Below are 14,033 nucleotides of genomic sequence, written 5' to 3'. Positions count from 1 at the left end.
CCACAGGTCGCCGTCAGTCCAGCCAGCGGATCGGTGACGCCAATTCCGGACGCTTGCCGCAGCGGCCGGCGTAGTGGCGCGCGATAACCGCCAGGTCGCTCGCTGGATCGCCGGACAGCGTCACGTAGGCGAGAATTCCCGCTTCGCGGCGCGCATAGTCCACAAAGCCCAGGGCAACCGGCACATCAGCGGCCAGCGCCATCCGGTAGAAGCCGCTCTTCCAGCCTCTGGTCAGTCTGCGTGTGCCTTCCGGGGCGAGAACCAGGAGCAGGCGAGGCTGGGTTGCAAACTGCTCCACCATTTCGGCGACGAAGCCCTGACGAACGCGCCGATCGACGGGGATGCCGCCCAAGTGGCGCAGCAAGCCGCCAAAGGGCCAGCGAAACAGCGAATCCTTGGCCACCCAGCGGGCATCGAGAGTGAGCCCGAACTTGCCGAGCAGCGCGTAGAAGGCGTCCCAGTTGGAAGTGTGCGGATAGGCGATCAGCACGGCGCGTGCCGGCCGCTCCGGCGGTTCGCTCAGGGTCCAGCCCAGCAGGGCGAGCAGACGGCATGAAAGGATCTTCAACATGTGCGCAGTGTAACCTGCGGGCGCGAGCGGGCCGGGGGAATCACTGACCCGACAGAGCGCTTCCCCGGCTGGACGCCCGATCAGAGTTCGACCTGCGCTCCGAGTTCGACGACGCGGTTCGGCGGAATTTTGAAGAATGCGGTCGCCGTATCGGCGTTGCGGAACATCCAGTTGAAAAGAACCTGCCGCCAGTGCGCCATTCGTGAATGCCGCGCTAGTGGCAGACCGACGACCGTTTCGCGGCCGAGGAAGAAGGACGTCTCCATCATCGCAAAGCACAGTCCGTGGGCCGCGCACCGCTCCAGGGCCTGCGGCAGGTCGGGGTCGTCCTTGAAGCCATAGCGGACGAACACGCGGTGAAACCCGGCCGGCAAGCTCTCGACGGCGATGCGCTCGTCTTCGGGAACGTGCGGGACGTCCTCGGTACTGACATTGAGAACGACAATCCGTTGGTGCAGCACCTTGTTGTGATTCAGGTTGTGCAATAGCGCCCGCGGCACGCCTTCCGGGTGGGCAGTCAAAAAGACGCCGGTACCGTCGACGCGCTGCGGTCCGCCCTCGGCAAGACCGGCGATGAAGGCGTCGAGTGGAATGGCTTGCTCCTTCTGCCGTTCCGACAACAAGCGACGACCCAGCTTCCAGGTCGACAGCAGCACGAAGACCGAGACGCCGAGCACCAGCGGGAACCAACCGCCATCGAAGACCTTGATGATGTTGGCGGAAAAGAAAGCAAAATCGACGACGACGAAAAACACCAGGAACAGCGCCGCCCAGCCCCAACTCCATTTCCACAGCGCCCGGACGACGACGAACGCAAGGATCGTATCGATCATCATTGTCAGGGTAACCGCGATACCGTAGGCGGAAGCGAGGTTCGACGACGAGCGAAAGCCAAGCACGACGACGATGACGGCCAGCAGCAGCAGCCAGTTGATGTTCGGCACGTAGATCTGCCCCTTTTCGCGCTCCGAGGTAAACCTGACCTGGATGCGCGGGCAGTAACCGAGTTGCATCGCCTGACTGGTCAGCGAAAAAGCCCCGGAAATCACCGCTTGCGAGGCAATCACGGTCGCCGCGGTGGCGAGGACGACGAGCGGCACGAGCAGGCTCTCGCTCGGAACCATGAGAAAGAACGGGTTGTCGATCGCCTGCGGATTGCTGAGGATCAGCGCACCCTGCCCGAGGTAGTTGAGATACAGGAGAGGAAAGACGGCCGCAAACCACGCCCACTTGATGGCGCGCCGACCGAAATGACCCATGTCGGCGTAGAGAGCTTCCCCGCCGGTGATCGCCAGCACCACCGAACCCAGCGCGAGAAACGACAGGCGCTGGTTTTCGGCGATGAAGGCCACCGCGTACCAGGGATTGACTGCCGCCAGAACCGCCGGAGTTTCGATCACCTTCCACAAGCCCAGCGCACCGAGAGTGGCAAACCAGAACAGCATCACCGGACCGAAAAGGGCCGCCACCGCCGCCGTGCCGCGCCGCTGAAAGAAGAACAGAAGAAAAAGGATGATCACCGCGATCGGCAGAACGTAGGGATCGAGTTGCGGCGTGACGACCTTCAGCCCCTCCACGGCACTCAGCACCGACATCGCCGGCGTGATCACCGCATCGCCGTAGAACAGTGCGGCGCCGAAGATGCCCAGTGCCGACATCAGCCAGAGCAGGCGCGGCGAGGCATTCGCTGTACGCAGGGCGAGCGCGGTCAGCGCCATGATGCCTCCCTCGCCCTTGTTGTCGGCACGGGTGATGAAGAGGACGTACTTCAACGAAACGGTAATGGTCATCGCCCAGAAGACGAGCGAGAGGATACCCAGCACGTTGTCCGGCGTCACCGCCACCGGGTGATGGCCGGCAAAGATCTCGCGCACCGTATAGAGCGGACTGGTACCGATGTCGCCGAAAACAACGCCCATTGCCGCCAGTGCGGCCGCCGCCAGACCCGGCTTCTCGCCCGGCTTCTCGCCCGGCTTGGCGCGCTCGGGCGCCGGCGCGGGCACGGCGACCTCCCTCACCGACGCGCGCCCGTATCGGCGACCATCGGCTTTTCGGGCCCGGTGCCGCAGGGTCCAGACGCAACGCGGCTGCCGCCCCGGCGAGCGTGGTCGCCAATGGCGATGACAGAGCGGACGGCCGCGACCAAGCCGACGGCAGGCATGGCACGCTCGGACGACGAAGCATTGTGAAACCAGATCATGGAGGTGCAGCCCGAAGGGAGAACCGTCTGCATTCTAACGGCTCCCGCCGGACATGGGGACTCTCGCCACCGGATGGGGCAAGGGCCTCGTGGCGATATAATGGCAAGTCGGGCTCGGGTACCTCACCGCCAAGATGGTGGCCACAGCGCCCCCTGGCCTGCTGACCGTCCCGACCCTCCGGAGTGCGTCGAAATGTCCTGCCTGCTGCTACTGCGCCTCACGCAACGGTTTCACCTGGTCCTCTGCACAACAACTCTCGGCCTGCTGCTCGGCGCTGGTGCTGCGCTGGCGGAAGCCGGCAAGAGCGAATTGCTGCTTTACTGCGGCATTACCATGGTGCGGCCGATGACCGAAATCGCACAAGCCTTCGAGAAGCGGGAAAGCGTCAAGGTGACGCTGGCGCAAGGTGGCTCGGAAGATCTGTACCAGGCGGCAAGAAAGAGCGGTGTCGGGGATCTTTACTTGCCGGGCGAGCCATCGTATCGCGAGAAGCACCTCCCTGAAGGCTTGCTCGGTGAGTTCCAGCTCGTCGGCTACAACCAGTTGGCAATCATCGTTGCCAAGGGCAACCCGAAGAAAGTCAAGGCCGATCCGCGCGAGTTGCTGCGCAAGGATCTGACGGCGAGCATCGGCAACGCGACGTCGGGCAGCGTCGGCAAGGAATCCAAGGACGTCCTCGACCAGTTGAAGATCTACCACGCCGTGGTCAGTGCCGTCGCCTTTCTGGCGCCCGATTCGCGCGGCCTGAGCACCGCCTTGAAGAAAGGCGAGGTGGATGTGGTGCTCAATTGGCGAGCCACCGGGTTCTTCGCCGACAACGTCGACAAGCTGGAGGTGATCGACCTCGACCCGAAACTGGCGAGGCCGCAGGCACTGCTTCTCAACCTGCTCACCTTCTCCCGACACAAGGAGCTTGCACGCCGTTTCATCGCCTTCGCGGCCGGCGAGGAGGGGCAGGCCATCTTTCGCAAGCATGGCTTCCTGGACAACCGGTCAAGGCCCTGAATCCACATGGCTCACGTCACAGTCAGTCCCGGCAGCGTTGGCATCCTCCCGCCGGACCCGCCGGAGAAGAGCCCGGATGCACTGCAGGCGGTATCGGCAAACCGCATGCCCTGGCTCTTCGGGACTTTCATCGTCGGTATCGCACTCCTCGTCGGACTCAAGGTCTTCTTTGCCGAGCTCTACGTCGAACTCGAACAGCGCGGTGGCAACGAGCGCTCGCGCCTGTTCATCGGTGACGAGATCGTGCGCGAGATCGGCAGCATCGAAACGGCCGTCTACCGCCTGGCGCTGGCCGACAACCCGCCGGCACTCAAGCGGGCGCGCCAGGACATCGAAGCGCAGCTCGCCAAGCTCGAACGTGACCTCCTGGTCCTCCAGCACGGTGGCACGGTGCGCCGCGAAATCCAGCTCAACATCGAGGGACGCGACGAGATGGTTCGCGAATTCCCTTACGCACCACAGTTCGACGACTCGTCCTTCGTCATGGAGGTGATCGAGATCGCACCCCTTCTCGATGTCATCCGCAGCAAGGCGGCCGGACTCGAAGAACTGCTGGTGCGGCGCGGCAGGTACCGCGAGGAGGGAAAACGAGACCAGCTCTTTCTTGTCGACGCAGAAATCAGTGTCTTTGCGAAAAACGTTCCGCCGCTCTTCTTCCGCATCAACGAGAACGCCAATCGCCTGTACGTCGACAGCAGCGAGCGACTGCGCCGGATCGAGTCGGCCCTCGCCACGCAGCGCGAGCATTTTCGGCTCACCGAGTGGTTCCTGGTCGGGCTGGTGGTGCTTCTGGCCACCGTCGCCGGCTGGTTCTTCGTGCGCCAGACCAGGGAGGCCAACGACAAGCTGCGCAAGACCTGGACCGCCATGCGCGTCGCCAGGGACGAGGCAGAGCGCGCCAGCCGGGCCAAATCGGACTTCGTCTCGCGCATGAGCCACGAACTGCGAACACCGCTGAACGCGATCCTGGGATTTGCGCAAGTACTCGACCGCGAGCCGCTGCAGGCATCGCACCAGGACTACGTGCGGCTGATCATGCGCTCCGGACAGCACCTGCTCGAACTGGTCAATCAGGTTCTCGATCTGGCCAAGATCGAAGCCGGACGGCTGACGCTCGAAGCGATTGTTTTCGATTTCCGCCAGACGATCGCCGAAGTCGGCGGCATCGTCGCGCAGCGCGCCGCCGACAAGGGACTGGACTTCATCCCCAAGGTCGCGGAAGACCTGCCGTCGCATGTGATCGGCGACCCGACGCGCCTGCGTCAGGTCCTCATCAACCTCACTGCCAACGCCGTCAAGTTCACCGAGGCCGGCTCGGTCGAATTGGCCATCGACGCGCACGACCAGCGCCTCCTCTTCAGCATTCGCGACACCGGCATCGGCATGGACGAGGCAGCGCTGGGCCGCCTGTTCCTGCCCTTTGGTCAGGGTGACGAATCAATCACCCGCAAGTACGGCGGCACTGGTCTGGGCCTGATGATTGCGCGCGAGCTGGTGCAGGCGATGGGCGGGGAAATCGAGGTCGACAGCAAGCCCGGTGCCGGCAGCTGCTTCCGTTTCTCGCTCCCCCTGCATCTTGCCGACGCGCCACGCGAAGCAGCGCAGCCGATGGCGGAGGCAGCCGCCGGCACGTCTGGCCAGCGGCGATCGCTGGCCGAGTTGGTGACCGGACCTGTCTTGCTGGTCGACGACAACGCGATCAATCAATTGGTCGGCGGCGCCATGCTCGAGCGACTTGGCCTGACCTACGACACCGCGGCCGATGGCCTGGAGGCGCTGAGCCGAGTCGCCCAGAAACCTTACCGACTCGTCCTGATGGACATGGAGATGCCGGAAATGGATGGCCTCACGGCAACCCGCCGGCTACGCGCGCGGGAAGCCGGAAGCGGCAACCGTACCGCCATCATCGCGATGACCGCCAACGCTCTGCAGGGAGACCGCGAGCGCTGCCTGCAGGCGGGAATGGACGGCTACGTTGCCAAACCGATCGACGTGAGCCTCCTCGAGGAGGAACTGCGCCGGGTTTTGGCGACGGACCCCTTTGCCCTTTGATCCGTGGCCACGCGCGGGGCCGTCGCTGTTGCCGGCGCCCGCTTCCCTCGCCGGATCAGGGGAGAATTCAGGGTTCCTCGGCGCACGGACCGTCCCTACTGGAGCCCACCCACGGGCAGGAAGATCATGGTCGCGACCGATTGGGAGAAACGCGACAGCGCGCGGCCGTTGCGGTCGGCAACGACGCTCGCCATCAGATCGAGCAGACCGATTTCACGGCCGAACTCGCGCTCGAACGACAGGTTGCGCCGTGCCGGATCGCCTTCGTTCGAGAGCAGGTAGAGTTCGCCGGCGCCGTTGCGGTCGTTGGCGAGCTTCCAGATCGCCACTTCCATGTTGCGCGCACAGTTGTACAGCTTCGTTTCGTTCAGGCTGTCGAGAATGTAGAAATCGGCCTTGTGCTCGAAAGCGGCGTCGACCATGGTCAGCAGACCGAATACCAGCGCCGCGACGCGATCGCCGCCATAGGAGTCGCTGAAAGCCAGCGCCGCCGCCTTGCCTTCGCGCGCGCCAAGCAGTTCCGGAGAGCTGACGCTGGGGTGCAACCGCAGGCGTTCGAGCGCGGCCTCACGGCTTGCCACGCCCGTCTTCCGCCACTCCCTGGGGTTGCGCTTGTAGAGCTTGTCGGCGATCCGCAGCAGTCCCTCGTCGACTTCGCGGCGAACCGTATCGGCGAGCCGGTCGGCCTCGGTCTTGGCGAGATAGCGGGCATGCACATCGGTCTCGGTCCGCCCGTCCTTGCCCAGCCGGGTTGCGCAGCCGGCGACCAGAACCAGCGCCAGGACGGCCAGCCAGCGCCGCCGGTCACCCCGGCCTGCAGGTGGCCGCCTGAGCGAAGCGCCGGCGCTGCGCGTCGACTTGACCATGGCTGAAGACTCTCCCGGATTCCGCCTGACGGCTCCGGAGCGGCGGCCAGCAACCCGTACCCGGTGCCTGAGGCAACGAAGCGTCACTTTAGCAGCCTATCGGCCTCGCCGTCGAAAAACGGCGACAGGCTCTACAACCGGTTCGCTGGGGAAGCTGCCGCGTCGGCTCTGTCGACCACCGCCGTTAGCGGTGATGCGATGGCGGCAAGGCTGCCGCCGGCAGCGCCAGCGGCAGTTGGCGCGACGGATCCGGGCTCCCGGCCACGCCCATCACGGGCGACGCCGAACGCGCGCAGGCGCCGACTGCTTGCCTGCAGAGTCCGCCGGTCGATCTCGCCTCGGGCGAGTGCCCGGGCGGCACCGCTAAGCGCACGAAAATACTGGTCGGGGTCGTAGGAAACGAGAACCAGATCGACGCCGGCCGCCAGCGACTGGGCCGCGACGCGACCGATTCCCTGGCCGTACACGGCGCCCATGTTGAGATCGTCGGTGATCAGCACGCCGCGATAGCCCCATTGCCCACGCAGGACGTTCTGCACGACGATCCGCGAATGCGAAACCGCGTGTTCGGGGTCCACCGCCTGCAAGACCACGTGGCCGAGCATGATCGCCACCCGCGAGCCGTTGCCGACGCTGCGAAACGGCTGCCAGTCGCCGCGCAGATCCTCGGTTGTCGCCGCCAGACTGGCGCGCCGCAGATGCGTGTCCTCGCGCACCCGCGCAAGCCCCGGAAAGTGCTTGAGAGTGGCGCCGACACCGGCATCGGCGAGGCCGGCGACATACGCCCGGGCCACCTCGGTGACGACCGCCGGATCGTCGTCGATGGCCCGGCCGCCGCTGCCGGTCAGGAAAGCGAGGGCGGCATTCGGTTCTGAAGGCCGCAGGTCCACCACCGGCGCCAGATTCAGATTGACGCCGAGTGCGGCCAAGCTGGCCCCCTGTCGTTCGCCGTGCAGCCGCGCGCGCACCGCCAGCGTCTCGGGCGGCGCCGCGTGCACCAGGCTGGACAGCGCCGGCAGCCGTTCCAGCCATGGCGACAGGTGGGCAACCGGCCCGCCTTCCTGGTCGGCCGCGACGATCAGCGGCGGCAGGCCGGCCAGGCGACGGGCTTCCTGGAGCTGGGCGATCCCGGCGGCGACAGTCACCACACCGTCGGGCAGGAGGTTGCGCCGAGTCAGGTAGATGCCGCCGATGAGGCCTCGTGCCGCCAGCGGCTCGACCTCGGCGAAGCTGCGAAAGCCGACGATGAAATGCTCGCCCAGCATCTGCAGGTCGCGGCCACCGGCCAGGACGTGCCGGCGATCGGCGTGAAACTCCAGCTCTCGCCACAGGGTCAGGCCGGCGAGGGCGAGCAGGCCGAGCGCCAGGAGTCGCCGCCTGCCAGGCGAACGCTGCGCAGGCGGCTGCCGCAGCGCGGCGCTGCCGCCGAGCACGGCGACAGCCAGCAGCAGAGCCGTCTCGCAGGGGCGCAGCCAGTACAGCAGCGGATGCTTGAGATTCCAGGCGACGGCGAGCAGGCTGCCAAGCGCCGCCCAGGCAAGCAGCGAGCGCCAGCAACGCGGGACAGCGCGGGGCATGTCGCTGCCTCATTCCGCCGGCCGAGCCGCAGCGGCCGGCGCGATCCGATACCAGTCGATGCGCCGCGTCGCCAGCATGATGGCGCCGAGCGCAAGGAAGAGCAGCACGCTGCCCATCAGCAGCGAGTTGTCCTCGGAGAGCAGCACCCCGTAGAGCACGCCGTAGAGTCCGGTCAGCGCCGCGGCGAAGGCGAGTCCCTGGCGGCGATCGCCGAGCGCGCCGGCCAGGTAGCTACCGATCAGGCCGATACAGGCCGACGCGGCTATCGCATAGGCGGCGACGAAGGGCAGGTGCTCGGAAAGGGCAATCAGCAGCAGAAAGAAGAGCGCGAGGGCGAGTCCGACCAGCAGATACTGCAGCGGGTGAATCGGCGCCCGACGCAGGATCTCGCTGAGAAAGAAACCGGCGAAGGTCAGGGCGATGAACAGGATTCCGTACTTCACTGCACGCTCGGACTGCAGGTAAACATTGACGGGATCGACGAAGAGGATGTCGAGCACTTCGGGTGCGGGCCCGCCCTTCGCGGCAGCCAGCGTATTGGGAAAGTTGCGCGCCAGATGCGAGACCTCCCAGCGGGCCGTGAAGCCGTCGTCACCGACCGTACGCTGCCGCGGCAAGAAGCGGCCGCCGAAGCTCGGGTGACGCCAGTCCGACTTGATGGCGATGGTGTTGGCTTCGCCGGTCGGCGCGATCGCCAGCCGCTCGGTGCCGGTGAGTTGCAGCGGAAAATCGAAATCGAGCGTGCGCGCGGCCTCGAGAGCGATCGCCCCGAGCGGGATCGCCAGGCGTTCGCCGGCCAGCGCATCGCCGTCCTGTGCCGAGATCTTGGGGGTCGCGAAGCGGTAGCGCTGGCCGTCCAGGTTCACCACCGGGTCGTTGTCGACGCCGCGCGGATCGGCAACGCCGAGCAGCAGCGTCGCCTCGGCACTGAGAATGACGCGCTTGCTGTCGAACCCGAGATGCGCGGGCAGTACGAAGCGCCCGGCGACCGCCAGATCGAGGTGATAGAGACGCACCTGGTAAATGCCACGCTGGCGGGTTTCGACGCGCGCGTCACCACTCAGGCGCAGGGTCTCTGCCGGCAGGTAGAAGGTCCGCTCGGCAAAGCGCGGGATGCTCTTGAGGCGACCGGTGGCGGGGTCCTCCTTGATTTCCGGCTCGAGTTTTTCGCGATAGTGAATCGCCAGCACCGGCCCGGTGAGAGTCTGCTGGCCTGCCGAGCTGTTGGCGATACCGCGCTGGACCTCGTCCTGACGCGAGCTGCGCTGGCGGATCTGGTCCTCGATGAGGGCCAGCGGCACCAGCAGCAGCAGCGACATGAAGCCGATGGCGATGAGTTTGAGAAGCAGCTTCTTGTCCATGAGTTTCTCCCTGGTTGACGGTACCGGGAGTCTGCGGCGTCTCGATGAACCGACGAGGAAGCGGCCGTGAAGCTCGGTGAAGCGTAGGTGAAGTCAGCCCGCCCCGGCAATGGGCAGCAGCAGGCGGGCCAGCGCGCCACCCTCGGGATGGTTGGCGAAATCGGCTTCGCCCGCGTGCAGGCGGGCCACCTCGCGCACCAGTGCCAGCCCGAGCCCGGAACTCTTCTTGCCGCTGGCGGTGCACGGCAGCGAATAGAAGCGGTCGAAGACCTGCGCCAGCGCGTAGTCCGGAGCGCCACTGCCATGATCGCGGATCGCCACTTCGGCGTGCTGCTCGTGATGCCGCAGAGCGATTTCGATGCACCCCCCGGTCGGCGAGAAGGCGATGGCGTTATCGAGCAGGTTGAGCAGCGCCTGCTGCAGCAGGAAGGGGTCGCCACGCACACCGAGCGGCTTGTCGATGGCGAGCCGGCAGTTCACTTGACGTGCCTGCAGCGCCAGACTGCGTTCGTCGACGCAGCGCCGCAACAGTTCGCCCAGGTCGACCTGGACCGCCTCTTCCGGCGCCTGCAGTTGCTCGACCCGGGCCAGCATCAGCATCCGTTCGATGATTCCCTGCAAGCGCCGCGCCTGCTCGCTGACGCTTGCTGCAAAGCGTCGGCGATCGCCATCGGCGGGGCTGCCTTCGAGGATCTCGGCGGCGCCGACGATCGCCGAGAGCGGGCTCTTCATTTCGTGCGCCAGGTTCTGGACGTAGCGTTCGACGTACTGCTTGCCTTCGAGTCTCTCGCGCATCAGCGCCAGGGCGCGCGCCAACTCGGAGAACTGGCGACCGCCGGACGTCGGCGGATCGGCCTTGCGGCCTTCCGAGACGTCACGCGCATAGTTGCGCAGACGGTTGATCGACCAACTGAGCCAGGCCGAGAAAGCCACCCCGATCAGTGCCGAGGCCGCCAGCAGGATGTAGCCGGCACGCTTGACGCGCTGCTCGGCGTGGCCGATGTAGGGCAAGACGCTCGACAGGGGTTTGGCCAGCGACAACACGCCGATCAACTGGCCGTCGCGCAGGATCGGAGCGGCGACGTACATGACCGACGAACTGGCATCGCCGGCCTGCTCGCGCGTGCTGCGCGCCCCGTACTCGCCCTTGAGGACGCGCGCCACGTCGCGCCATTGCGAGTAGTCGGCGCCCAGGGCAAGCGCCTCGGAATCGAAGATCACCCGCCCTTGCCGGTCGGTGATGTAGACACGAAAGTCGATGCGATCCTTTTGCACTCCCCAGATGCTGGCCTGCGGCGAGCGCTCGCGAGCCGCCGCCAGGGCCCTGGCGAAGCCGCCGTCGGCGATCTGGCCGGCAATGAGTTCCGGCGCGGCCAGTTCGGCAAGGACGTGTGCCGTGTCGACCAGAGTTTCTTCGGTGGCCTGGCGGATTCCCGGCTCGGCCTCGTGCATGAAGATGTTGAGGACAAACCACGCCGCCAGGCCGAGCATCAGGAAATAGCCGACGAAGAGGCGGACGGAAACGTTCACCGGCCGCTTACCGTGGCGCGATGCTGTAGCCCAGACCGCGGTGGGTCAGGATGGGTTCCTCGTCGGCGCGCACCGCGCGCAGTTTGCCGCGCAGCGTCTTGACGTGGGTATCGACGGTCCGCTCCAGGCTCTCGCCGCTATCCTGCCAGACGTTTTCCATGATCTGGCCGCGACTGAGGATGCGCCCCGGACGTGCCAGCAACAGCGTCAGCAGGAGGTACTCGTAACGCGTGAGATTGAGCCAGACGCCGTGGTAGGCGACGCGCAGGCCTTCGCCATCGACCGTGAAGCGCGCCGACGCGGTCGCGCCGGCGCCGTTGCGCAACTCGGGGCGACTGCGGCGCAGGATGGCGCGGACGCGCGAGACGACTTCGCGCGGACTGAAGGGTTTGGCCACGTAGTCGTCGGCGCCCAGTTCCAGGCCGACGATGCGGTCCACCTCGTCGGAACGGGCGGTGAGAAAGATCACCGGCACGTCCGAGTTCCGGCGCAGGAGGCGGCAGACATCGAAACCGCTGATGTCCGGGAGGCCGACGTCGAGCACAACCAGGTCGTGCCCGCCGGCATCCAGGAGTGCCAGCGCCTCGGCACCCAGCGTACAGCAGTCGCTGGCGAACCCCTCAGCCTGCAAGGCATAGGCCAGGGTATCGGAAATCGCGGGCTCGTCGTCGACGATGAGGATTCTCATGGCCGGAATGGTAATGCAATCCGCGCCTGCCGGCGGGCCGGCCAAGGCGCCGCGGCGCCGGCGGCAAAGGCCATGTCAGGTGACGCGGAAACGGCCAAGCGCCTGGTCGAGCCGCGCCGCCAGGTCGCGCAGCGCCTGTGCCGCGTTCTCCGAATCCTGAGACGCCGAATGGTTGGCCTCGGCCATCTGGGCAATCTGTTCGACGCCACGGGCAATCGTCTGGCTGGCCACGCTCTGCTCGCTGATCGCCTCCGAAATACTGCCGACGGCGGCGATGACTTCGCGCGTGCTGGCGTCGATTTCGCCGATCGCCTGGCCCGCGCGATCGGCCAGGACACCACCCTGGGCGACCTGTGCGACGCCATGCTCCATCTGCTCGACCGCTGCCCCGGCGCCGTCCTGGATACCGGTGATCATCTCGCCGATCGAGCGGGTCGAGTTCGCCGTCCGCTCCGCCAGTTTGCGCACTTCGTCGGCGACCACCGCGAAGCCCCGGCCCTGCTCGCCCGCGCGCGCCGCCTCGATGGCGGCGTTGAGGGCCAGCAGATTGGTCTGTTCGGCGATTTCGCGAATCACCTGGACGACTTCCGAGATGTCCTGCGAGCGCCGCCCGAGTTCGCCGACGGTCGTGGACGCCTGGCGCACGAAACCGGTGATCTGGCCCATCGCACCGGCCGCCTGCTGGATGACCTCGGCGCCGTTGTTCGCCGCCTCCCCGGAACCGCTCGACAGCCGCTGCGCATCGCGCGCGTGTTGCGCCACCTGTTCGATACTGACGCTCATCTCCTCGACGGAGGCCGCCATGCCGGTCGCCGCGTCGCGCTGAACCTCGGAACTTTGGCTGACCTGCTGGGCCGAGTTCACCAGTGCCGTCGACTGTTCGAGCATGGTCGCCGCCGCCTGGCGCACATCGCCGATCGTCGTCTTCAGGTTTTCGGCCATCGTGCCGATGGCGCGCTTCAGGGAACCGACCTCGTCGCCGCCATCGGCAAGCAGCCGGCTGCTCAGGTCGCCGCCAGCGATCCTTTCGGCCTCGAGGACGATCTCGTGCAGGGGGCGGCTCACCCAGGCGCGAGTCGCCACGTAGCCGCTGGCCAGGGCAGCCAGGATGATCGCCACCGCCATCATGGCAATGTCGCGGACGGCCGCATCGGCGCCGCGGCTGATCTCTTCGACATAGCTGGTGGACACGACCACCCAGTTCCACGCCGGGTAGTGGTCGAACACCGCGACCTTCCGGCGGGGGCTGCTCTCGCCGGGATTGGCCCAGTCGTAACGGATGACGCCGGACTTCTTGTCGAGCATCTCGCGAACGAACTCGAAGCCCTGACTGTCCTTGGCCGCCAGCAGGTTGGCGCCTTCCTTGGCCGGATGGATGGTCGCCACACCCTTCTGGATGCCGGCGTCGAGCGCCAAGACGTAGCCCGTTTCGCCGACCTTCATGGCGAGAATCCCCTGCTTCAATGCCTTGAGCCCTTCGGTCAGCTCAAGTCCGACGAAGAAGGCACCGATCACCTTGCCGGTGGCATCGCGTACCGGGACGTAGTGAGTGATGAAGTCGCGACCGAACATCAACGCCTTGCCGGTGTAGGTGTTGCCGCCGAGCAGAGCCTGGCGTGCCGGATGATCGGTGCCGAGCGGTGTGCCGGTGGACCGGGTGCCGTCCTCCTTCTTCAGTGAAGTGGCCGTACGCAGAAAGTCGTCGCCCTGGCGAACGAGAATCGTCGCCACGGTTCCCGCCTTCGCCGTGAAGGCCTCGACCACATCGAAGCGGTCGTTGAGTGGCGTCCCCTTCTGCAGCAGGCGAGGCGCTTCGCCAGCCGCCTGCAGTTCCAGTGGCTGGTCGAACATCCCGGCAAAAAGGCGGCCGCTGCGTTCAATGTCGCTGCGCAGGCTGCGATCGTAGGCTTCGAGCATCGAGACGACGAGGCGGTTGGTCTGCCCGAGATCGTGAACGGCGGTATCTTCGAGTTGTTGGCGCAGATGCCAGGCCGTGGCCACCGCAGCGGCGACGATGATCGCCAGCAGGACCAGGCCCTGGACGAGATTGAGCTTCAGGGCGATCGAAAGATTTCGGAACTGGCGAAACATGCGCGCTCCTTTGCACGGTGGTTCAACAAGATGACGGTCCACAGTAGATAACGGCAGCCGGCGGCAAAGCTTGAGCGACGCTCGGCACTG

At 66.2% G+C, this 14,033-nt stretch carries 10 protein-coding genes; 2 read left to right on the top strand and 8 right to left on the bottom strand.

The features are described 5' to 3' along the window. Positions 1 to 13: 13 nt before the first annotated feature. Both CAP2UW1_RS09240 and CAP2UW1_RS09235 read right to left on the bottom strand, forming a co-directional pair. Positions 14 to 571, bottom strand: coding sequence for a 1-acyl-sn-glycerol-3-phosphate acyltransferase (locus tag CAP2UW1_RS09240; RefSeq protein ID WP_015766358.1), 558 nt, complete (start codon positions 569 to 571; stop codon positions 14 to 16). Positions 572 to 651: 80 nt separating this feature from the next. Then, complete coding sequence (locus tag CAP2UW1_RS09235) at positions 652 to 2,574, bottom strand: potassium transporter Kup (protein WP_015766357.1); 1,923 nt, start codon at positions 2,572 to 2,574, stop codon at positions 652 to 654. Positions 2,575 to 2,964: 390 nt separating this feature from the next. On the opposite strand from CAP2UW1_RS09235, the gene modA reads away from it, so the two are divergent. Together modA and CAP2UW1_RS23655 are read left to right on the top strand one after the other, a co-directional pair. Further along, a complete protein-coding gene (gene modA, locus CAP2UW1_RS09225) occupies positions 2,965 to 3,777 on the top strand; it encodes a molybdate ABC transporter substrate-binding protein (RefSeq protein WP_015766355.1) in 813 nt (270 codons plus the stop codon). Positions 3,778 to 3,783: 6 nt separating this feature from the next. Next, the gene (locus CAP2UW1_RS23655) at positions 3,784 to 5,829 is read left to right on the top strand and encodes a hybrid sensor histidine kinase/response regulator (RefSeq protein WP_015766354.1); all 2,046 of its coding nucleotides are present in this window, start codon (positions 3,784 to 3,786) and stop codon (positions 5,827 to 5,829) included. Between the two features lie 95 nt (positions 5,830 to 5,924). Here the strand turns inward: CAP2UW1_RS23655 and CAP2UW1_RS09215 are convergent, their stop codons facing one another. From CAP2UW1_RS09215 to CAP2UW1_RS09190, 6 genes are all read right to left on the bottom strand, one after another. Beyond that, complete coding sequence (locus CAP2UW1_RS09215) at positions 5,925 to 6,695, bottom strand: hypothetical protein (protein WP_015766353.1); 771 nt, start codon at positions 6,693 to 6,695, stop codon at positions 5,925 to 5,927. Between the two features lie 131 nt (positions 6,696 to 6,826). Next, the gene (locus tag CAP2UW1_RS09210; RefSeq protein ID WP_015766352.1) at positions 6,827 to 8,272 is read right to left on the bottom strand and encodes a glycoside hydrolase family 3 N-terminal domain-containing protein; all 1,446 of its coding nucleotides are present in this window, start codon (positions 8,270 to 8,272) and stop codon (positions 6,827 to 6,829) included. Between the two features lie 9 nt (positions 8,273 to 8,281). Beyond that, on the bottom strand, positions 8,282 to 9,634 hold the full coding sequence (creD, locus tag CAP2UW1_RS09205) for a cell envelope integrity protein CreD (protein ID WP_015766351.1): 1,353 nt from the start codon (positions 9,632 to 9,634) through the stop codon (positions 8,282 to 8,284). Positions 9,635 to 9,727: 93 nt separating this feature from the next. Then, complete coding sequence (creC, locus tag CAP2UW1_RS09200; protein ID WP_015766350.1) at positions 9,728 to 11,164, bottom strand: two-component system sensor histidine kinase CreC; 1,437 nt, start codon at positions 11,162 to 11,164, stop codon at positions 9,728 to 9,730. 7 nt (positions 11,165 to 11,171) lie between these two features. After that, the gene (gene creB, locus CAP2UW1_RS09195) at positions 11,172 to 11,852 is read right to left on the bottom strand and encodes a two-component system response regulator CreB (RefSeq protein WP_015766349.1); all 681 of its coding nucleotides are present in this window, start codon (positions 11,850 to 11,852) and stop codon (positions 11,172 to 11,174) included. Between the two features lie 75 nt (positions 11,853 to 11,927). Further along, a complete protein-coding gene (locus CAP2UW1_RS09190) occupies positions 11,928 to 13,943 on the bottom strand; it encodes a methyl-accepting chemotaxis protein (protein ID WP_015766348.1) in 2,016 nt (671 codons plus the stop codon). Between the last annotated feature and the right edge of the window lie 90 nt (positions 13,944 to 14,033).

Origin of the sequence: Candidatus Accumulibacter phosphatis, from assembly GCF_000024165.1 — a bacterium.
Taxonomy (GTDB): Bacteria; Pseudomonadota; Gammaproteobacteria; order Burkholderiales; family Rhodocyclaceae; genus Accumulibacter; species Accumulibacter phosphatis.
The sequence above is the reverse complement of the archived record's forward strand: the minus strand, read 5'-3'. Positions and strand labels throughout refer to the sequence as shown.

Bases quoted from the DNA above. Each gene is read 5' to 3' on its own strand.
- modA (WP_015766355.1), top strand. From the start codon at position 2,965: ATGTCCTGCCTGCTGCTACTGCGCCTCACGCAACGGTTTCACCTGGTC.
- CAP2UW1_RS09210 (WP_015766352.1), bottom strand. From the start codon at position 8,272: ATGCCCCGCGCTGTCCCGCGTTGCTGGCGCTCGCTGCTTGCCTGGGCG.
- CAP2UW1_RS09215 (WP_015766353.1), bottom strand. From the start codon at position 6,695: ATGGTCAAGTCGACGCGCAGCGCCGGCGCTTCGCTCAGGCGGCCACCT.
- creD (WP_015766351.1), bottom strand. From the start codon at position 9,634: ATGGACAAGAAGCTGCTTCTCAAACTCATCGCCATCGGCTTCATGTCG.
- CAP2UW1_RS09240 (WP_015766358.1), bottom strand. From the start codon at position 571: ATGTTGAAGATCCTTTCATGCCGTCTGCTCGCCCTGCTGGGCTGGACC.
- creB (WP_015766349.1), bottom strand. From the start codon at position 11,852: ATGAGAATCCTCATCGTCGACGACGAGCCCGCGATTTCCGATACCCTG.
- CAP2UW1_RS23655 (WP_015766354.1), top strand. From the start codon at position 3,784: ATGGCTCACGTCACAGTCAGTCCCGGCAGCGTTGGCATCCTCCCGCCG.
- CAP2UW1_RS09190 (WP_015766348.1), bottom strand. From the start codon at position 13,943: ATGTTTCGCCAGTTCCGAAATCTTTCGATCGCCCTGAAGCTCAATCTC.